The sequence below is a fragment of the Microbacterium sp. LTA6 genome (assembly GCF_045690355.1).
Classification (GTDB): domain Bacteria; phylum Actinomycetota; class Actinomycetes; order Actinomycetales; family Microbacteriaceae; genus Microbacterium.
The window spans coordinates 1530344-1549431 of record NZ_CP147855.1 but is presented as its reverse complement, the minus strand read 5'-3'; the positions used below and the strand labels follow the sequence as shown (position 1 = coordinate 1549431).

General features: G+C 68.3%; 19 protein-coding genes. 14 read left to right on the top strand and 5 right to left on the bottom strand.

The annotated features are described in order from the left end of the window. Both dnaK and LTA6_RS07375 read right to left on the bottom strand, forming a co-directional pair. Positions 1–1866, bottom strand: a complete 1866-nt coding sequence (dnaK, locus tag LTA6_RS07380) for a molecular chaperone DnaK (protein ID WP_341977010.1) — start codon at positions 1864–1866, stop codon at positions 1–3. Between the two features lie 128 nt (positions 1867–1994). Then, positions 1995–2825, bottom strand: a complete 831-nt coding sequence (locus LTA6_RS07375) for an alpha/beta fold hydrolase (protein ID WP_407359065.1) — start codon at positions 2823–2825, stop codon at positions 1995–1997. Positions 2826–2968: 143 nt separating this feature from the next. Here LTA6_RS07375 and LTA6_RS07370 point away from each other — a divergent pair, with 143 nt between their 5' ends. Continuing rightward, positions 2969–3553, top strand: a complete 585-nt coding sequence (locus LTA6_RS07370) for a dihydrofolate reductase family protein (protein ID WP_341977005.1) — start codon at positions 2969–2971, stop codon at positions 3551–3553. Positions 3554–3631: 78 nt separating this feature from the next. Here LTA6_RS07370 and LTA6_RS07365 read toward each other — a convergent pair whose 3' ends face one another. Further along, positions 3632–4921, bottom strand: coding sequence for a DUF222 domain-containing protein (locus LTA6_RS07365; protein ID WP_341977004.1), 1290 nt, complete (start codon positions 4919–4921; stop codon positions 3632–3634). Between the two features lie 137 nt (positions 4922–5058). Beyond that, complete coding sequence (locus LTA6_RS07360) at positions 5059–5409, bottom strand: hypothetical protein (protein WP_341977001.1); 351 nt, start codon at positions 5407–5409, stop codon at positions 5059–5061. Between the two features lie 250 nt (positions 5410–5659). On the opposite strand from LTA6_RS07360, the gene LTA6_RS07355 reads away from it, so the two are divergent. From LTA6_RS07355 to LTA6_RS07295, 13 genes are all read left to right on the top strand, one after another. Beyond that, positions 5660–6349 carry a CbiX/SirB N-terminal domain-containing protein gene (locus LTA6_RS07355; protein WP_341976999.1) on the top strand — a complete coding sequence of 230 codons (690 nt, stop codon included), beginning with the start codon at positions 5660–5662 and terminating at the stop codon, positions 6347–6349. Positions 6350–6590: 241 nt separating this feature from the next. Continuing rightward, positions 6591–8309, top strand: coding sequence for a nitrite/sulfite reductase (locus LTA6_RS07350; protein ID WP_341976996.1), 1719 nt, complete (start codon positions 6591–6593; stop codon positions 8307–8309). Beyond that, positions 8306–9046 (top strand): phosphoadenylyl-sulfate reductase, encoded by a 741-nt coding sequence (locus LTA6_RS07345; RefSeq protein ID WP_341976994.1) that lies wholly within the window; start codon positions 8306–8308, stop codon positions 9044–9046. The genes LTA6_RS07350 and LTA6_RS07345 overlap by 4 nt, the downstream gene beginning before the upstream one ends. Next, on the top strand, positions 9043–9948 hold the full coding sequence (cysD, locus tag LTA6_RS07340) for a sulfate adenylyltransferase subunit CysD (protein WP_341976992.1): 906 nt from the start codon (positions 9043–9045) through the stop codon (positions 9946–9948). Before LTA6_RS07345 ends, cysD begins: the two co-directional genes overlap by 4 nt. Then, complete coding sequence (locus LTA6_RS07335; RefSeq protein WP_341976990.1) at positions 9948–11300, top strand: GTP-binding protein; 1353 nt, start codon at positions 9948–9950, stop codon at positions 11298–11300. The genes cysD and LTA6_RS07335 overlap by 1 nt, the downstream gene beginning before the upstream one ends. Before the next feature lie 98 nt (positions 11301–11398). Continuing rightward, entirely contained in the window at positions 11399–12421 is a 1023-nt protein-coding gene (locus LTA6_RS07330; protein WP_407359064.1) for an ABC transporter substrate-binding protein, read from the top strand. Continuing rightward, complete coding sequence (locus tag LTA6_RS07325) at positions 12421–13260, top strand: ABC transporter ATP-binding protein (protein WP_341976986.1); 840 nt, start codon at positions 12421–12423, stop codon at positions 13258–13260. Before LTA6_RS07330 ends, LTA6_RS07325 begins: the two co-directional genes overlap by 1 nt. After that, entirely contained in the window at positions 13250–14167 is a 918-nt protein-coding gene (locus LTA6_RS07320; RefSeq protein WP_341976984.1) for an ABC transporter permease, read from the top strand. Before LTA6_RS07325 ends, LTA6_RS07320 begins: the two co-directional genes overlap by 11 nt. Beyond that, the gene (cobA, locus tag LTA6_RS07315) at positions 14164–15075 is read left to right on the top strand and encodes a uroporphyrinogen-III C-methyltransferase (protein WP_407359063.1); all 912 of its coding nucleotides are present in this window, start codon (positions 14164–14166) and stop codon (positions 15073–15075) included. Before LTA6_RS07320 ends, cobA begins: the two co-directional genes overlap by 4 nt. Positions 15076–15103: 28 nt before the next feature. Next, the gene (locus LTA6_RS07310) at positions 15104–16504 is read left to right on the top strand and encodes an FAD-dependent oxidoreductase (protein ID WP_363549595.1); all 1401 of its coding nucleotides are present in this window, start codon (positions 15104–15106) and stop codon (positions 16502–16504) included. Further along, complete coding sequence (fdxA, locus tag LTA6_RS07305; protein ID WP_341976979.1) at positions 16501–16830, top strand: ferredoxin; 330 nt, start codon at positions 16501–16503, stop codon at positions 16828–16830. The genes LTA6_RS07310 and fdxA overlap by 4 nt, the downstream gene beginning before the upstream one ends. Continuing rightward, positions 16823–17794 carry an NAD(P)/FAD-dependent oxidoreductase gene (locus tag LTA6_RS07300; RefSeq protein ID WP_407359062.1) on the top strand — a complete coding sequence of 324 codons (972 nt, stop codon included), beginning with the start codon at positions 16823–16825 and terminating at the stop codon, positions 17792–17794. The genes fdxA and LTA6_RS07300 overlap by 8 nt, the downstream gene beginning before the upstream one ends. Positions 17795–17835: 41 nt before the next feature. Continuing rightward, positions 17836–18516 (top strand): hypothetical protein, encoded by a 681-nt coding sequence (locus LTA6_RS07295; protein WP_407359061.1) that lies wholly within the window; start codon positions 17836–17838, stop codon positions 18514–18516. A gap of 72 nt (positions 18517–18588) precedes the next feature. Here the strand turns inward: LTA6_RS07295 and LTA6_RS07290 are convergent, their stop codons facing one another. Beyond that, entirely contained in the window at positions 18589–19050 is a 462-nt protein-coding gene (locus LTA6_RS07290) for a DUF3817 domain-containing protein (RefSeq protein ID WP_341976974.1), read from the bottom strand. Between the last annotated feature and the right edge of the window lie 38 nt (positions 19051–19088).

The following is a 19088-nucleotide window of genomic DNA, read 5'->3' as shown; positions in this document are numbered from 1 at the left end:
CTACTTCTTCTCGTCCTCGTCGTCGACGACCTCTGCGTCGATGACGTCCTCGTCGGAGGAGGTGTCATCGGCCGCGGGGGCCTCGCCGTCGGCGGGGGCGCCGGCTGCGGCGTCCGCCTGCGACTGGGCGTAGATGGCTTCGCCGAGCTTGGTCTGCGACTCGTTGAGCTTGTCGAACGCCGTCTTGACCGCGTCGTCGTCCTCGCCGGCAAGCGCCGTCTTGAGGGCGTCGACATCAGCCTGCACGGACTCCTTGACGTCAGCGGGAAGCTTGTCGTCGTTGTCCTTGATCAGCTTGTCGATCGAGTACGCGAGGGTCTCGGCCTGGTTGCGGACCTCGGCGGCCTCACGGCGCTTCTTGTCGTCGGCCGCGTTCTCCTCGGCCTCGCGCACCATGCGCTCGATGTCGTCCTTCGACAGCGACGAGCCGCCGGTGATCGTCATCGACTGCTCCTTGCCGGTGCCCTTGTCCTTGGCGGACACGTGCACGATGCCGTTCGCGTCGATGTCGAAGGTGACCTCGACCTGCGGGATGCCACGGGGAGCCGGGGCGATGCCGGTGAGCTCGAAGGTGCCCAGCGGCTTGTTGTCGCGGGTGAAGTCGCGCTCGCCCTGGAAGACCTGGATGGCCACGGACGGCTGGTTGTCGTCTGCGGTGGTGAAGGTCTCGCTGCGCTTGGTCGGGATGGCCGTGTTGCGCTCGATGAGCTTGGTCATCATGCCGCCCTTGGTCTCGATACCGAGGCTCAGGGGGGTGACGTCGATGAGCAGCACGTCCTTGCGCTCACCCTTGAGGACACCGGCCTGCAGGGCGGCGCCGACGGCGACGACCTCATCCGGGTTGACGCCCTTGTTCGCTTCCTTGCCAGTCTCGCGCTTGACGAGTTCGGCGACGGCGGGCATGCGGGTCGATCCACCGACGAGCACGATGTGGTCGATGTCGGCGACCTTGATGCCTGCTTCGCGGATGACATCCTCGAACGGCTTCTTGGTGCGGTCGAGCAGGTCCTTGGTGAGGTCCTCGAACTTCGCGCGGGTGATGGTCTCGCTGAGGGAGACGGGGCCCGAGTCGGTGAGCGACAGGTACGGGAGGTTGATCGAGGTGCTGGTCGAGGAGGAGAGCTCCTTCTTCGCCTGCTCTGCGGCCTCCTTCAGACGCTGCAGCGCGATCTTGTCGCCCGAGACGTCGACACCCGAGGTGTCCTTGAACTGCTTGATGAGGTAGTCGACGAGACGCTGGTCCCAGTCGTCTCCACCGAGGCGGTTGTCACCTGCCGTGGCGCGCACCTGGATCGTGGAGAAGTCGTCGTCCTTGCCCACCTCGAGGAGGGAGACGTCGAACGTTCCGCCACCCAGGTCGAAGACCAGGATGAGCTCGTCTTCCTTGCCCTTGTCGAGGCCGTAGGCGAGTGCCGCGGCGGTGGGCTCGTTGATGATGCGGAGCACGTTGAGACCGGAGATCTCACCGGCCTCCTTCGTGGCCTGACGCTCGGCGTCGTTGAAGTATGCAGGAACGGTGATGACGGCATCCGTCACCGTGTCGCCCAGGTAGGACTCGGCGTCGCGCTTGAGCTTCATGAGGATGCGCGCGGAGATCTCCTGCGGCGTCCACTTCTTGCCGTCGATCTCGACGGTCCAGTCGGTGCCCATGTGGCGCTTGACGCTCGCCTGGGTGCGGTCGACGTTGGTGACGGCCTGGCGCTTCGCGGTCTCACCGACCAGCACCTCCCCGTCCTTCGTGTAGGCGACCACCGACGGGGTCGTGCGGAAGCCCTCGGCATTGGCGATGACCTTCGGCTCGCCACCCTCGAGGACGCTGACGACGGAGTTCGTCGTACCGAGGTCGATTCCAACAGCACGTGCCATGTGTTTCTCCTTTGTTGCTGAGGTTGTGTGGTTCGGAAATCTGCGGCAACTCAGCAAACCTGAGTCGCGATGACTCAACGGTACTCGCACACTCGATGCGTGTCAAAACAAAGTTGATACGAGACGGCTCAAGTTTGCTGGGAATCGACCCAGTGGCCGAGTTCCGAGCCCAATTGAGCAGGCGCATCGAGCTGGATGAGATGACCCGCTCGCTCGACGACCGTCAACGTCGATCCCGGGATCATCGAGTTCAGCCGGTGCGCCCGATCTAGCGGAATCCAGGTGTCATCCGCGCCCCAGATGATGTGAACCGGCTCGTCGATCGTCGGGGACAAGGGCTCCATGTCCGTCGTGTACCGCTCATCTGCCTGCGCGATCTGCCGGTAGAACGCCGATTGTCCGTGGACGCCCATCCACGGATCGACGAGCATTGCGAGATCGTCGTCGCGGATGCCGCGGTGACTCGCTCCTCGCACATAGGCCTCGACGGCACCCCGATGCACCGCGGCGGGCAGTTGCGTGAAGACGTCTGAGTGCTGCTGTACGAGGCTGAAGAAGGGCGAGCCCCATGGGCTCAGCGCGACGACGTCGACGAGACAGAGCGATCGGTAGCGCGCGCCGTGCAGCAGTCGCGCGCGCAGCGCAACGGCTCCGCCGAAGTCATGCGCGATGATGTGCGGTCGTTCGAGGTTCCACTCTTGAAGCAGACGGGCGAACAGTTCGCCCTGGAACCCGAGATCGACCTCGTGGCCGGGTTCCTTCGAGGACTGGCCGTAGCCGGGCATTTCCCAGACGTGCACCGTGTACCGCACCGACAGGGCGTCCGCGATCGGCCGCCAGAGGGCCGAGGACCACGGCGTTCCGTGCAGAAAGACGACATCGGGCCCCGAGCCCCAGCTGTCATACGCCACCTCGCGGCCCCGCCAATGGAACGTCTTCGTCAATCGTCGCGTCGCCATCACTTCATCCTTGCCGAGACCGCCGACATGGCGAGATCCGGGATACTCGGAAAAGATTGAGGGCATTGTCGATCCACGGCGTCGCCGTTCGACGTCTGTATGAAGGCCGCGCATTCGCGGGGCCGCGACAAGGAGATAAGCAGATGACTCGTGAATTGGTCTACACCGGATTCATCACCCTCGACGGCGTCGTCGACTCCCCCGGCGGCACCGCTGAGGGGCACCCTGGCGGCGGCTGGGTTTTCGACACCGACTTCGTGCCGGAGGCGTTCGCGCTCAAGGGCGAGGAGCTCGCCGAGACGAGCGCCCTGCTCTTCGGCCGCCGCAGCTACGAGGCGTTCTCGGCCTTCTGGCCCGGGTCGGAGGATCACGCCGACTATCGCGATCTGCCGAAGTACGTGGCGTCATCGACACTGGGAGAGGACGCGATCGTCGACAACTGGGGCCCGACGACGATCCTCCGCAACACCCAGGACATCGCCGACCTCAAGCAGACGGAAGGCGGCGCCATCTTCATCCACGGCAGCGCCGAGCTCGCTCTCCACCTCGGCGAGGCAGGGCTGATCGACCGCTACAACCTACTCATGTTCCCGTACCTCCTCCCCGGCGGTAAGACCATCTTCGGAGCGGGCGGTGCCGACCGTCGCGCGCTTTCCCTGCGCGAATCGGAGTCGTACTCCAACGGAGTCCTCAAGCTCGTCTACGACGTGAAGCCGGCGCGCGGCTGAGAGACGGATGAGGCTCGGGCGTCGGGCGGCATGCCGCCCGGTTCTATCGCCCCGCCAGTCTCGCTCCCGACCCCATCCCTAAAACGGTGGTGGGGTGTCGTCTTCGGTGAAGGTGACGGTGTTCTGGGGTGGGGGTCGGTCGAGGTAGACCTTGCCGGTGGGGCTGGTCCAGGCGTAGACCCCGGTGTCGAGTTGTTCGATGTGCCACGGGGAGTGGTGTTTGAGGACGTGGTGTCGGCGGCAGAGGTCGCCGAGATTGTTCACGGTGGTCGCACCGCCGAGGGCGGCGTCTTGATGGTGGTCGATGTCGCAGTCTCGGGCGGGGAGTCCGCAGGTCGGGAATCGGCAGCGTTGATCGCGGGCTTTCAGGTGTCGTTTGAGGTGCGCACTGGGCCGGTAGCGGTCGACGGCGAGGACGGCGCCCGTGATCGGGTGGGTGAGGATCCGATCCCACCCGGATGCCGCTCCGGCAAGTTCCTTCGCAGTGGCGGTGTCGATCGGGCAGCGTCCATTCAGCTCGGCCGGTGTCGTTTCGGTGCCCATCTGATCGGCGCCCATCAGGGTCGTGACCGGGACAGTCACGGACACGTGTGCGGTGATCGCGGCGAGCAGCCCGTCGGGGGTGTCGTGCCCGGCGGGGGTTCCGGTGAGGAGGAGGTCAAGGGCAAGATCGCAGCGGATCTGATCGATCGTCCGCGGATCGGCGTCGTCACCTTCGCCGGACGTCACCTTTACGACTTTCGCCATCTGCGTAAGGCGATCGAACGCGCCGTGCACGAGGGTTGCCGGTCCGGACAATCCGAAGGTCGCGGCCCCATCGACGGCACCTTTCGTCCACGCGCCACGCCGGTCGCGGGCATCCTGGTGTCGCTCATCGATCGACCGCGGCTGGAAACGTTCCGCGACCCGGCGCGCCATCCGGGCCACCCGATTCGGGGACTCCGTCTCCGCGAACCCGATCAGTTGCTCCGCATACGCATCCCGATCCGCGGCATCGTCGAGATGTGCGCCGGCGTCGATGATCACTCGGGCATGTCCAGCGCTGATCCGCCCGGCACCCTGCGCCTGCCACACCGACGGGAACTGCTCCACCAGGAACGACGCTTCCGACATCCGTCGTTGCACCGTCCGGTCGCTCACCCGCAGCGCCGCCCCCATCTCCGCCGCGACCGACCGCAACGCCAGATCCCCGAAATCGGGATGCTCGGCCTGCTGGGCGACGTCGAGCGCGAACCGGGACCCGAGAGCGAGGAGACCATCCCGCGCCGCCTGCAACGAACTGATCGTGCGCTCGATCTCCACGACCGAGTCGGTGAGCGCGCCCAGCGTCGCCACCTGCTCCACTGTCGCATCCATCAACGCCGTCATAACCCCCAGTACACCAGGGGCCACCGACATTCCAACCCCAGATCAGGGGGCAAAAATTCGCAATCGAGTCACGGATCCATAACAGTCTCTTGCACCCGATCCCTGTCGGGCCGAACCCCTCTTGCTGATACCTGCAGCTATCCGTTACCCGTTGTCTTGGCCACAGTGAACACGATGTTCGCGATCACGGCGTAGACGCTGATGAATATCAGTGCGGACACGGGAAGCCAGACATTTGAAGTCCGCCGCACCCAGAGCACGATGGATGCGCTGACCACCAGCACCAGCAGGACCCCATTGATCCAGAGGAATGGCTGCACCGCGTAGTACATGACTACGCCGTCGCAGGTGCCCGTCGCGCTGCACGTCACCCCTTCGAACTGGCGGAAGAAAGTCACGAAGCCCGCCGCAAGCGATACGAACACGTAGAGGACGAACCCCACTGCCGATTTCTCTTGCGGAGTATGACGGCGTGATTCCTGAGGCACGACTGCTTCCTTCCCGTCAGTGTGTCCGGGTGATCGTGCGATCTCAGCGGGCGACGAGTCGGAATCAATCATAGGAAGGCGATGATCCGGGACAAGAGCACCACGGCAATGGGAGTCAACGCCACGATGATCGTTCGAGGACGGCGCCCGCGAACCACGAGCACCGTCATTGCCACAACGTCGCGACACGCGCCACGGTTTCCCCCACCCCGGAAACACCGCCGTCACACGCACCGCTTAGGCTGACCGCATGCCCCGCCCCACCCTGCTCGCCGTCTCTCACGGGACGTCGGATGCCGAAGGCGCACGCACGATCGCCGAGCTCGTCGACCGCGTCGCCGATGCGCTGCCCGACGTGGCCGTCAGAGCCGCCTTCGTCGACGTGCAGCAACCCGACGCCAAGGACGCGGTACCCGCGATCGAAGGGCCGGTCGTCATCGTGCCCCTCCTGCTGTCGAGCGGATTCCACGTGCACCACGACCTGCACGGCATCGCCGGCAAGCGAGCGGATGCCGTCGTCGCCGACCCGATGGGACCGGACCCCCGCCTCGCCGAAGTGCTCGCTGAGCGGCTCGCTGCGCACCTGCCCCCGGCATCCGACGGCCCCGTCATCCTCGCCGTCGCGGGCTCCCGCGATCCGCGCTCGCTGACGGATGCCGAGGGCATGGCCGCTCTGCTGCAGCAGCACCTCGGGCGAGCCGTCGAACTCGCGTATCTCGCCGCACGCCAACCCGACCTGCCGACCGCCCTCGAGAACCACCCGGACGCGGTCGTGTCGATCTACCTGCTCGCCCGCGGCTATTTCTTCGACCTGGCCGAGCGTCAAGCCCCCGGTCGCACGATCACACTCCCCCTCCTCGACGGCGGCCCCGTTCCCCAGGCCCTGATCGACCTCGTCGTGGCCCGCTACGTCGACGCCGAAGCGCGTCTCGACGACTGACTCCCGCCCGTTCCGGTCGCAGTTCGTGTGGCTCCGGACGCCGAGAAGCGGCACAAAGTGCGACCGGAGCAGGCGCGACCCCGCAGCCGAAGCACATGACAACGCTTCAGCACCAGTGTTCGGCGTCATATTTCGCGCTGCATGACGCCATATGACGTTGCTTGACGCACTGAGTCACCCCCTGTTAATGAACAAGGTCCCACTCCTTAGGTTGAGAGACAGCCATCCAGGGAGCAGACCCATGACCATCGAGCAGCCGACGCCAGTCCGCGGTGCCCGCACGCGCACTGCCCGCGTACCAACGAAGCCGCACGGGCAGTGGCTCGTCGACGGCACCGAGCCCCTCAACGCGAACGAGCAGTTCAAGCTCGACGACAACGGGCTCAACGTGCGCGAGCGCATCGAGAACGAATACGCCAAGGGCGGCTTCGCTTCGATCGATCCGACCGACCTGCACGGACGCTTCCGCTGGTGGGGCCTCTACACGCAGCGCAAGCCCGGGATCGACGGCGGCCGCACCGCGCAGCTCGAGCCGCACGAGCTCGAGGACGAGTACTTCATGCTGCGGGTCCGCATCGACGGCGGCCAGCTCACCACCGAGCAGCTCCGCGTGATCGGCGAGATCTCCACCGAGTTCGCCCGCGACAGCGCCGACATGACCGACCGCCAGAACGTGCAGCTGCACTGGATCCGTGTCGAGGACGTGCCCGAGATCTGGCGCCGCCTCGAGGGGATCGGCCTGAGCACCACCGAGGCCTGCGGCGACGTGCCCCGCGTCATCCTCGGCTCCCCGGTCGCCGGCATCGCCGCCGACGAGATCATCGACCCGACCCCGCAGATCCACGAGATCGCCGAGCGCTTCATCGGCGACCCGACGCTCGCGAACCTCCCCCGAAAGTACAAGACCGCGATCACCGGCCACCCCAGCCAGGACGTCGTCCACGAGATCAACGACTGCGCCTTCGTCGCCGTCGTGCACCCCGAGCTCGGCATCGGCTATGACCTGTGGGTCGGCGGCGCCCTCTCCGTTGTCCCCCGTCTCGGCGAGCGCCTCGGCACCTTCGTCGCCCCCGAGCGGGTCGCCGAGGTCTGGCACGGCATCACCCAGATCTTCCGCGACTACGGCTACCGGCGCCTCCGCAACAAGGCCCGCCTGAAGTTCCTCCTCGCCGATTGGGGCACCGAGAAGTTCCGCGAGGTGCTCGAGACCGAGTACCTCGAGAGCCCTCTCCCCGACGGACCGGCCGCGCCCAAGCCGACCAGCATCGGCGACCACGTCGGCGTGCACGCGCAGAAGGACGGCCGCTTCTTCGTCGGCGCCGCTCCCCTCGTCGGACGCGTCTCCGGCACCACGCTCACCGCACTCGCCGACCTCGCCGAGGCGCACGGCTCGCAGCGGGTTCGCACCACGCCGTACCAGAAGCTCATCGTCCTCGACATCCCCGAAGAGAACGTCGAAAGCCTCGTGAAGGGCCTCGACGAGATCGGACTGTCAGCCCGGCCCAGCCTGTTCCGCCGCGGCACCATCGCCTGCACCGGCATCGAGTACTGCAAGCTCGCGATCGTCGAGACCAAGGCGAACGCCGCCCAGGCTATCCTCCAACTCGAAGAGCGCCTCGGAGCCCTCGAGCCCGAGATCGGCCGCCCGATCACCCTGCACGTGAACGGATGCCCGAACTCCTGCGCCCGCATCCAGACGGCCGACATCGGCCTGAAGGGCCAGCTCGTCCTGATCGACGGCGAGCAGGTACCCGGCTACCAGGTGCACCTCGGCGGCGGTCTCGCCGGCGTCGACCGCGAAGAAGCCGGTCTCGGCCGCACCGTGCGCGGCTTGAAGGTCGCGGCCGACGGCATCGCCGACTACGCCGAGCGGGTCATCCGCCGCTATCTCGCCGACCGCGAGAACGCGGAGAGCTTCGCGCAGTGGGCGCACCGAGCGGACGAGGAGGCCCTGCAGTGAGCACCCTCGTCGACATCCGTCCTGCACGCCGCTCCACCGAAGAGCTCAAGGCCCTCGCTGAGCGCGGCGCGATCGAGCTGCGCAGCCGCGCGGCCGACGAGGCGAGCCCTGCCGAGGTCGTCGCGTGGGTGGCCGAGAACTTCGCCGTCGCGCAGGCCGCCGTCGCGTGCTCGATGGCGGATGCCGCGTTGCCGCACCTCGTCGCGCAGAGCCTGCCGGGCGTCGACGTGCTCTTCCTCGAGACCGGCTACCACTTCGCCGAGACCACGTTCACGCGCAACGAGGTGGCCGCCGCGCTCGACGTGCGCATCGTCGACGTGAAGCCCGAGCAGACCGTGCGCGAGCAGGACGCCGAGTTCGGCGCCGAACTGTTCGCCCGCGACCCCGGCCTGTGCTGCGCACGCCGCAAGGTCGAGCCGCTGCAGCGGGCACTCGGCGGCTACGAACTGTGGTTCACCGGTGTACGCCGCGAAGAGGGCCCGACGCGCGCCGACACCCCGCTGATCGTCTGGGACGAGCGCAACGGACTGGTCAAGGTCAACCCGGTCGCCGCCTGGAGCTTCGACGACCTCATCGACTACGCCACCGTGCACGAAGTGCCGGTGAACCCCCTCGTCGCGAACGGCTACCCCTCCATCGGCTGCGCGCCGTGCACGAAGGCGGTCGCCCCCGGCGAGGATCCGCGATCCGGCCGCTGGGCGGGACTCTCGAAGACAGAATGCGGGCTGCACCTATGAGCACCATCACGTCGCTGAGCACCCTCGACCTGCTCGAGGCCGAGGCGATCCACATCATCCGCGAGGTCGTCGCCGAATTCGAGCGACCCGTGCTGCTGTTCTCCGGCGGCAAGGACTCCGTCGTCGTGCTGCACCTCGCTGCCAAGGCATTCGCACCGGGCAAGGTGCCTTTCCCGGTGCTGCACGTCGACACCGGCCACAACTTCCCCGAGGTCATCGCGTTCCGCGATGAGACCGTCGCACGTCTGGGCATCCGGCTCGAAGTCGCCAACGTCCAGGACTACATCGATGACGGCCGCCTCGCCGAGCGTCCGGACGGCACCCGCAACACCCTGCAGACGCAGCCCCTGCTCGACGCGATCGCCGCGGGCAAGCACGACGCGGTGTTCGGCGGCGCACGACGCGACGAGGACAAGGCGCGCGCCAAAGAGCGCATCATCTCGCTGCGCGACGAGTTCGGGCAGTGGGATCCGCGCAATCAGCGCCCCGAACTGTGGAGCCTGTACAACGGCCGCCACCTCCCTGGGCAGCACGTGCGCGCGTTCCCGATCTCGAACTGGACCGAGCTCGACATCTGGAGTTACATCGCCCGCGAGGACATCGCGCTGCCTCCGCTGTACTACGCGCACGAGCGCGAGGTGTTCCGCCGCGACGGCATGTGGTGGGCGGTCGGCGAGTTCTCGCAGCCGCGGGCCGGCGAGCAGACCGAACGCCGGGTCGTGCGCTACCGCACGGTCGGCGACTCGAGCTGCACGGGCGCGGTCGAATCGGATGCTGTGGACACGGCATCCGTCGTCGCCGAGGTCGCCCGCTCGACGCTGACCGAACGCGGCGCCACCAGGGCGGATGACCGCATCAGCGAAGCCGCCATGGAAGATCGCAAGAAGGACGGGTACTTCTGATGACCGAGACCTCGATTCTCGACGCACCAGGCGAGGCGTCCGCCCTGCTCACCGACGGCTCCACGCTCTTCCGTTTCGCGACCGCCGGCTCTGTCGACGACGGCAAGTCGACGCTCGTCGGCCGACTGCTGCACGATGCGAAGGCGATCCTCGCCGATCAGCTCGAGCAGGTCGCCGCGACCTCCCGCGACCGCGGCTTCGCCCATGGCGACTTCGACTTCGCGCTGCTCACCGACGGACTCCGTGCCGAGCGCGAGCAGGGCATCACGATCGACGTCGCCTACCGCTACTTCGCCACCGGCCGCCGCAGCTTCATCCTCGCGGACTGCCCCGGCCACGTGCAGTACACCCGCAACATGGTCACCGGCGCTGCGACCGCCGACGCGGTGATCGTGCTCGTCGACGCACGCAAGGGAATCGTCGAACAGACCAGGCGCCACCTCGCCGTGGTGTCGCTGCTGCGCGTCGCACACGTGATCATCGCGGTGAACAAGATCGACCTGATCGACTTCGACGAGGCACGATACGACGAGATCGAACGCGAAGCGGGTCGCGTCGCGACAGAGCTCGGTCTCTCCGGCATCCGGGTGCTGCCCGTCTCGGCGTTGGAGGGCGACAACATCGTCGACCGTTCCTCGCGCACCCCCTGGTACGACGGCCTCACCCTGCTGGAGCTGCTGGAGACGCTCCCCAGCCAGCAGGAGACGGTCTCGCACGCCGCCGAGTTCCGGCTGCCGGTGCAGCTGGTGCTGCGGCCGCAGGGCGGCCTGTCGCCGACGATCCCCGCCGAGCAGGCCGAGCAGTATCGCGACTTCCGCGGCTTCGCCGGCCGGATCAGCTCCGGCACGGTCCGCATCGGCGATCGCGTCGAGGTGCTCCCCGGGCGACTCGCGACCACGGTCACCGGCATCCATGTCGCCGGCGACGAGACGGATGCCGCGACGACCTCGCAGTCGGTGACACTGACGCTCGCCGACGACGTGGATGCCGCGCGCGGCGCCCTCATCGTCGGAGCCGGCACGGCACCGACCGGGCAGAAGGAAGCCGTGGTCGAGCTGTTCCAGCTCGACCCGCGCGCCGTCACCACCGGCACCCGGGTTCTCGTCAAGCACGGCACCTCCACGGTGCAGGCCGTCATCGCCGAGGTGCTCTCCCGGTACGACCTGGAGACGCTGGCGCACCACGATGCCGACGCCCTCGCAGTGAACGAGATCGGCCGAGTACGGCTCCGTCTCGCATCCGAGCTGCCGCTGGAGCCCTATGCGCGGGGCCGCGAGGGCGGCGCCCTGCTGCTCATCCACCCCGCCGACGGCGCGACCCTCGCTGCGGCGACCGTCATCGACGCACCCTGACCTGCTCAATCCCCCACTGAAACACCCACCCTGAAGGAGGCGAAACCGTGAAGATCAACCGCACCGCAACGACACTCACCGCTCTAGGAATCACCGCAATGATGCTGGCCGGTTGTGCCTCCGCATCCGCAGACCCCGGCTCCGGCGAGGCCACGGGCGACGATCTGACCGAGGTCCGCCTCGGCTACTTCGCGAACGTGACGCACGCTCCGGCCCTGGTCGGCCTCTCGGAGGGCCTGTTCCAGGATGCTCTGGGCGACGTCGACCTGAAGACGGAGGTGTTCAACGCCGGCCCCGCGGCGATCGAGGCGCTCTCCGCCGGGGCGATCGACGCGACGTACATCGGACCGAACCCGTCGATCAACACCTTCATCCAGTCGGGCGGTGAGTCCGCACACATCATCGCCGGCGCGACGTCCGGCGGAGCGGCCCTGGTGGTCCGCGATGGCATCGATACTCCGGAAGACCTGGCGGGCAAGAACATCGCGACGCCGCAGCTCGGCAACACGCAGGATGTGGCGCTGCGCAGCTGGCTCGCCGAGGAGGGCTTCGAGACATCGACTTCGGGTGGCGGCGATGTGACCATCACGCCGACCGAGAACGCGCAGACCCTGACCCTGTTCCAGGACGGGCAGCTCGACGGCGCCTGGCTGCCGGAGCCCTGGGTCTCGCGACTGGTCGTCGAGGCCGGGGCGCACGTGCTCGTCGATGAGCAGGACCTCTGGCCTGACGGGAACTTCCCGACCACGGTGCTGCTCGTCCGCGCGGAGTTCGCCGCGGAGCACCCTGCTGTCGTCGAAGAACTGCTCGAGGGACACATCGCCGCCGTGCAGTGGCTCGATGAGAACAAGGAAGAGGCACCGACCGTCATCAACGACGCGCTCGAGGAGGCCACCGGCAAGAGGCTCGCCGACGAAGTGCTCACCAGGGCACTGGAGAACGTGACCTTCACGGTGGACCCGCATGCGGAGACCTTCGAGACGCTCGTCGAGAACGGACTGGCCGCCGGCACGCAGAAGGAGGGCTCGATCAAGGGCCTCTTCGACCTGCGCGCGCTGAACGCCCTCCTCGAGAAGGACGGCGCGGAGCCGGTCTCCGCCGCCGACCTCGGGGAGGAATGATGACTGCGCCCGCGGGGAAGACGGTGGGTGCGGAGGCGCCCGTGACCAGGCTGACGCCGAGCTTCGACAGCGTCACGCCCGTCACGGCACCGGCACCCCCCGTCGACCCCGCGGTGCGCATCTCGAACGTCACCAAGCGCTACGGATCCGGGCCGGTCGTCCTCGACGACGTCTCGCTCGACATCGCCCCTGGCGAGTTCGTCTGCCTGCTCGGCGCCTCCGGCTGCGGCAAGTCGACGCTGCTGAACCTCATCGCCGGACTCGAGCCGGTGACCTCCGGCTCGATCGGCACTCCCGCCGGCGGTGCCGCGGTGATGTTCCAGGAGTCCGCGCTGATGCCCTGGCTCACTGCGCGCCACAACGTCGAACTCGCGCTGCGCCTTCGCGGCGTCCCGCGCCGCGAGCGCCGCGAGGAGGCCGAGCGCCTGCTCGGAACCGTGAACCTGTCGGAGGCTGCGGACAAGCGCCCGCACGAACTCTCCGGCGGCATGCGGCAGCGCGTCGCCCTGGCCCGCGCCCTCGCCCAGGACCGCTCCGTGCTCCTGATGGACGAGCCCTTCGCGGCGCTCGACGCGATCACCCGCGACCTCCTGCACGAGGAGCTCGAGCGCGTCTGGCGTGCGACCGGCCGAACGATCGTGTTCGTCACCCACAACGTGCGCGAGGCTGCCCGGCTCGGCCAGCGCGTCATCCTGCTCTCCAGTCGCCCCGGCCGTGTGGCCGGCGAGTGGAAGGTCGCCTCGACCCGCGGCCGGCGCATCGAGTCGCCCGAAGTGGCGGCGCTGGCCACCGAGATCACCGCCGAGCTCCGGAAGGAGATCCGCCGCAATGCCTCCTGAAGCCGCATCCGTCGTGCAGAGCGAGGCCGCCGTTCAGACAGAGAACGACGACCTGGCCACCCTCTCCGCCGGCCTGGACCGCCTGCAGTCCGACACTGCACCGCAGAGGTCGCTCTGGCGTGAGGTGCTGAGCAAGACCCTGCCGCCGGTGGGGTTGCTGCTCGCCCTGCTCGCCGTGTGGCAGCTCTACATCGTCATCGCGAACCCGCGCCCCGACAAGGCGCCGAGCCCTGCGGCAGTCGCCGGCGCCCTCGGCGATTCCTGGGAGTCCGGCCGCCTGCAGGAGGCGGTGACCACCAGCCTCGAGCGCGGCGTCATCGGGTTCCTGATCGCGATCCTCGTCGGCACTGTGCTCGGGATGCTGCTCGCCGAGTGGAAGCTGCTCCGTCGCGCCGCCGGTCCGCTGATCTCCGGCCTCACGGTGCTTCCCTCGGTCGCCTGGGTGCCCGCGGCGATCATCTGGTTCGGGCTCAGCGATGCCACCGCATACTTCGTCATCCTGATGGGCGCCATCCCCTCGATCGTGAACGGCCTCCTCTCCGGCATCGATCAGGTGCCGCCGCAGTTGCGCCGAGTCGGCATCGTACTCGGCGCGAGCCGCTGGCAACTCGCGACCTCCGTCACTCTCCCCGCGGCTCTCCCCGGCTATTTCGCCGGCCTCAAGCAGGGCTGGGCTTTCTCCTGGCGGTCACTGATGGCGGCTGAGATCATCACCAGCGGCGGAACGATCGGCTTCGGCCTCGGCACGATGCTCAACCAGTCGCGCGAACTCGCGGATCTCGCCGGCGTGCTCGCCACGATCCTGCTCATCCTCGCGATCGGCATTCTGATCGAACTGGCACTGTTCGGCCCGATCGAGCGGCGGATGCTCCGCAACCGCGGCCTGATGCTGGGCGGTTCGCGATGACCGGCCGCGTCACTCTCGTCGGTGCCGGGCCGGGCGATGCCGGGCTGCTTACGCTGCGCGGGCTCCGCGCTCTGCAGGAGGCCGACGTCATCGTCGCCGACCGACTCGGCGCGCGCACGGTGCTGGAGCAGCTCGTGGACGAGGGCGAGCAGATCGACGCCGAGGTGATCGACGTCGGCAAGCTCCCTGGCCACCACCCGATTCCGCAGGACGGCATCAACGCCCTGCTCGTCGAGCTCGCGGTCGCCGGGAAGCGTGTCGTCCGTCTGAAGGGCGGCGATCCGTTCGTGTTCGGCCGCGGCCGCGAGGAGCAGTTGTTCTGCGAGGCCGCCGGCATCCCGGTCGACGTCGTGCCCGGCGTCACCAGCGCCGTCTCGGTGCCGGCCGTCGCCGGCATCCCACTCACCCACCGCGGCATCGCCGCATCCTTCACCGTGGTGAGCGGCCACGACCAGATCGAGCAGGTCCGCGGTGGCGGCGAACACACCGTCGTGCTGCTGATGGGCGTCGGCAGCCTCGCGCATTCCGCGCATGTGCTCGCCTCAGGACCACGTGGCGCCGACTGCCCGGTCGCGATCATCGAGGACGGGTTCGGTGATGGGCAACGGATCACCCTCGGAACACTCGGCACGATCGCGCACCTCGCAGCCGCACGACAGGTGCGCTCCCCCGCGGTAGTCGTCATCGGCGATGTGGTCCGTCTCAGCCCGGATGCGGACTTCGCGGCCCCCGAGGCCCTTCCGGTGGCCGCGGATGCTGCGCGCCCTGCTCGTTCGCGCTGGACCGATGCCCTCGACGCCGGCCTCGCGGCCGACACCGGCCTGATCCAGGCCGTCGACACGCTCAATCCGCCGTCTGATCGCCAGCCCCGTTCTTCTTCCCCCTCCCTCTTCTCGCGCACCCGTTGAGCCTGCAGCCCGAAAGGCCTCCTTCGTCATGACCTCTTCCTCTCCCACCCTGCGCGTCGCGATCGTCGGCGCCGGCCCCGCCGGCATCTACGCGGGCAATCTGCTCGCCGGAGCCGTCGCCGAACGCGGGCGTCGCGTCGAGATCGATCTGTTCGAGTCGCTTCCGGCCCCGTACGGCCTCATCCGCTACGGCGTCGCTCCCGATCACCCCCGCATCAAGGGCATCGTCAACTCGCTGCACGAGATGCTCGACGCCTTCCCCGTGGCATCCGATGACGAGCCGGCGGCGACGCGGCGCACCATCCGCTTCATCGGCAACGTCGAGGTCGGCCGCGACATCTCCATCGACGAGCTGCGCGAGCGCTACCACGCCGTGATCCTCGCCACCGGCGCGATCCGCGATGCCGCGCTCAACGTGCCAGGCGTCGACCTTCCCGGCTCCTACGGCGCCGCCGATTTCGTCGCCTGGTTCGACGGGCACCCCGATGTGGCGCGCACCTGGCCCCTGGATGCCGAATCGGTCGCGGTCATCGGCAACGGCAACGTCGCCCTCGACGTGGCCCGCGTGCTCGCGAAGCACGCGGTCGACCTGCGCACCACCGAGGTGCCGGACAACGTGCTCGAAGGCCTCGCGTCGTCGGCGGTCACCGACGTGCACGTGTTCGGCCGCCGCGGCCCCGCCGACATCAAGTTCACGCCGATCGAGTTGCGTGAACTCGGCGAGGTGAACGACGTCGACATCGTGCTCTACGACGAGGACTTCGACGGTGTCGACCCGGCATCCGCTTCGACCAACCAGCTGAAGGTGATGCTGCGCACCCTGAACGGCTGGCGCGACCGCCCCCAGTCCGGAGCATCCCGCCGTCTGCACCTGCACTTCTGGCACGCTCCGGTGGAGATCACCGGTGACGATCGCGTCACCGGCATCCGCTTCGCGCGCACTGCTCCCGGCGCCGATGGCACCCTCGTCACGACGGGCGAGTTCCGTGACTACCCGATCCAGGCCGTATACCGGGCTGTCGGCTACTACGGCACCCGCGTCGCAGGAGCGCCCTTCGACGAGAAGCGCGGTGTCGTGCCGAACGACGGCGGCCGGGTCGACGGCGAGCCGGGGCTGTACGCGACCGGCTGGATCAAGCGCGGACCGGTCGGCCTCATCGGGCACACGAAGTCGGATGCCCTGGAGACGATCTCGAACGTCGTCGCGGATGCCGAAGCGGGGCTGCTGACCGCGCCCGACGACTCCGAAGACGTCCTCACGGTTCTGGAGGAGCGCGAGACCGAGTTCACGACGTGGGACGGCTGGCTCGCCCTCGACGCGCACGAGCGTCACCTCGGCGAGAACCACGAGCACACCCGCGAGCGCGTCAAGGTCGTGCCCCGCGATGAGCAGGTGGCGGTGTCCCGCGACGGAGCGCTGGTGCAATGACGTATGTGATCGCTCTGCCGTGTGTCGATGTGAAGGATCGTGCTTGCATCGACGAGTGCCCCGTGGACTGCATCTACGAGGGCGAGCGTTCGCTGTACATCCACCCGGATGAATGCGTGGACTGCGGTGCCTGTGAACCGGTGTGCCCGGTCGAGGCGATCTATTACGAGGACGACCTCCCCGAGGAGTGGGCCGACTACTACAAGGCGAACGTCGAGTTCTTCGACGAGATCGGTTCCCCTGGTGGCGCGGCCAAGACCGGCGTCCTCACCTTCGACCACCCCGTCATCGCGGCCCTCCCGCCCCAGGACGGCGAGCATGGCTGAGACGGCCGCGGCCGAGGTGCCACCCGGCCCCGCCGCCGACCCGCCGACAGAGTACGACGTTCTCATCGTCGGCGGCGGACCGGCAGGACTCTCCGCCGCCCTCAACCTCGGACGCTCTCTGGTGCGCGTGCTCGTCATCGACGCGGATCGCCCGCGGAACGCCGCCACCCTGAACTCGCACGGCTTCCTCACCCGCGACGGTGTGCCCCCGCACGAGCTGCGCCGACTCGCGCGGGAAGAACTCGCCGCCTACCCCAACGTCGAGGTGCGGACCCGGGTGCGGGTCGCGTCGCTGGCGAAGACGGATGCCGGCTTCACAGCCGCCATCGGCCGGCGCGAGCCCACCGAAGTGGTCTCGGCGCGGTCGGTGCTGCTGGCCACCGGGCTTCGCGAGACGCTGCCGGATGTGCCGAATCTGCGCGGCTTCTACGGCATGAGCCTGTTCAGCTGCGCGGCCTGCGATGCCTGGGAGCTGCGAGGGCGGCGGCTGGCCCTGATCGGAGAATCCACGGATCTCGCCGATCGCGCCCGGCTCATCGGACGCTGGACCGAGAGCCTCACCGTGTTCACGAACGGCGCCGATACGGTGACGACGACCGAGGAGGCCGAACTGGCCGCGGCCGGAGTGGCCGTGCAGCGGCATCCGATCACCGAACTCGTCGGCGACCGAGGCCGGCTCGAGGCCGTGCGCCTCGCCGACGACAGCGAGGTCATCCTCGACGGCGGATTCGTGCGCCCCGTCTGGGAGGCGGATCTGTCGTTCCTCGACGGCATCACGCCGCCGCTCGACGACGCGGGGCATCTGCTGACCGACCGCTCCGGGCGCACCGGGGTTGCTGGGTTGTACGCCGCCGGCGATGTCGCGGCTCCCGGACCTCAGCAGCTCATCGTCGCGGCCGGAGCCGGCGCGCGGGTCGCCGCGGTGATCGTGCACGACACGATCGGCGTCGCGACGGCGCACTGACGCGGCCCTGCTCGCCGAGGCCGAGGGATAGGCTGACCGGCATGACACGCACCGACGAGGTCCCGACGACGTTCCGTCTCATGGCCGTGGCTGCGGTGATCGCCCTGGCTCTGCCGCTCAGCGGGTGCGTGTTCGGTCAGATCCCCGCGAACGATCCGGGTGTCGACAAGCCTGCCGAAGAGCCGGAGCCCAGCGACGAGCCGTCCGAAGAGCCGGCCGGGGAACTCCCCGCCGCTCTGTCATTCGCCCAGGGCCAGGAACTCCCCTCGACCGCGTACATCGAGTGGGGCGACGGCCTCATGACCGACGATGGCTGGACCGTCGTGTCACCCGACAACGGCGACGGCGGTTGGAAGTACGGCACGGCCGACGGCACCTGCACCGCCCAGTTCTGGCAGGGCTTCATCGCCGACGTTCCTGTCGTCGCCGGCGACGACAGCGCGTCGTCGGATGCGATCCTCGGTGTGCTCCTGAAGACCGATACCGCCACCATCACGCCCGCCGCGACCACCGGCGAGTTCGGTTACCAGCCCGGTGGAGACGGGGGCGTCGAGAACCGTCAGGTGCTCGGCATGGAGGGCGATCGGTCCTGGATCATGGCCGCTCGCGCGTTCACCGCCACCGGCGTCGGGCTGTATCTCATCGTCGACTGCACCGGCGGCGACGCGAACGCCGTGCTCGCGGAGGTCGTCGAGAAGAACGCGATCGTCGTCACTCCCTGACCCGACGCCGTTCGAATAGCGCAAACGGCTGCATTTTGGCTCGGAATAGAGCCCTTTGCGCTATTCGATCGGTCATTTCCCGCCGGGCGGACCGACCAGCAGCAGGATGACGTAGAGCGCGACGATCCCGACGACGAGGAGGGCCGCGAGCATCCACGGGCGGCGCAGGAACCAGCGCATCAGCCGGTCGAACCAGCGGCGGTCGCGCGAATCGTCGGTCTCCTCCAGGCGCCATGCGCCGCGCAGACGCCCGGTGCGGTGCAGCCACATCTCGACGGGGATCGTCGCGTAGGGCACGATCGCACTCGCGACGGCGAGGACGGCGACACTCAGTTTCCAGCGCTGATTGATGGCGACGAGGACTGCCGTCGCGGCGTAGGCAAGGAAGACGAAACCGTGGATGCCGCCGCCGATCGTGACCACGACACCGGGGGCGCCGAGCGCGCGGGCGATGATCGCCGAGATCAAGATCGTCCAGGTGATCGCCTCCGCGATCGCAAGAACACGGAACAGACGGTCGGGCGTACGGAACACGGCACTCCTCGGGTGGTTTCTGTCAGCGTAGAGGAGCG

Excerpts from the sequence above, each read along its gene's own strand:
- dnaK (WP_341977010.1), bottom strand. The coding sequence starts at position 1,866 with ATGGCACGTGCTGTTGGAATCGACCTCGGTACGACGAACTCCGTCGTC.
- LTA6_RS07375 (WP_407359065.1), bottom strand. The coding sequence starts at position 2,825 with ATGGCGACGCGACGATTGACGAAGACGTTCCATTGGCGGGGCCGCGAG.
- LTA6_RS07370 (WP_341977005.1), top strand. The coding sequence starts at position 2,969 with ATGACTCGTGAATTGGTCTACACCGGATTCATCACCCTCGACGGCGTC.
- LTA6_RS07365 (WP_341977004.1), bottom strand. The coding sequence starts at position 4,921 with ATGACGGCGTTGATGGATGCGACAGTGGAGCAGGTGGCGACGCTGGGC.
- LTA6_RS07355 (WP_341976999.1), top strand. The coding sequence starts at position 5,660 with ATGCCCCGCCCCACCCTGCTCGCCGTCTCTCACGGGACGTCGGATGCC.
- LTA6_RS07350 (WP_341976996.1), top strand. The coding sequence starts at position 6,591 with ATGACCATCGAGCAGCCGACGCCAGTCCGCGGTGCCCGCACGCGCACT.
- cysD (WP_341976992.1), top strand. The coding sequence starts at position 9,043 with ATGAGCACCATCACGTCGCTGAGCACCCTCGACCTGCTCGAGGCCGAG.
- LTA6_RS07335 (WP_341976990.1), top strand. The coding sequence starts at position 9,948 with ATGACCGAGACCTCGATTCTCGACGCACCAGGCGAGGCGTCCGCCCTG.
- LTA6_RS07330 (WP_407359064.1), top strand. The coding sequence starts at position 11,399 with ATGATGCTGGCCGGTTGTGCCTCCGCATCCGCAGACCCCGGCTCCGGC.
- LTA6_RS07325 (WP_341976986.1), top strand. The coding sequence starts at position 12,421 with ATGACTGCGCCCGCGGGGAAGACGGTGGGTGCGGAGGCGCCCGTGACC.
- LTA6_RS07320 (WP_341976984.1), top strand. The coding sequence starts at position 13,250 with ATGCCTCCTGAAGCCGCATCCGTCGTGCAGAGCGAGGCCGCCGTTCAG.
- cobA (WP_407359063.1), top strand. The coding sequence starts at position 14,164 with ATGACCGGCCGCGTCACTCTCGTCGGTGCCGGGCCGGGCGATGCCGGG.
- LTA6_RS07310 (WP_363549595.1), top strand. The coding sequence starts at position 15,104 with ATGACCTCTTCCTCTCCCACCCTGCGCGTCGCGATCGTCGGCGCCGGC.
- fdxA (WP_341976979.1), top strand. The coding sequence starts at position 16,501 with ATGACGTATGTGATCGCTCTGCCGTGTGTCGATGTGAAGGATCGTGCT.
- LTA6_RS07300 (WP_407359062.1), top strand. The coding sequence starts at position 16,823 with ATGGCTGAGACGGCCGCGGCCGAGGTGCCACCCGGCCCCGCCGCCGAC.
- LTA6_RS07295 (WP_407359061.1), top strand. The coding sequence starts at position 17,836 with ATGACACGCACCGACGAGGTCCCGACGACGTTCCGTCTCATGGCCGTG.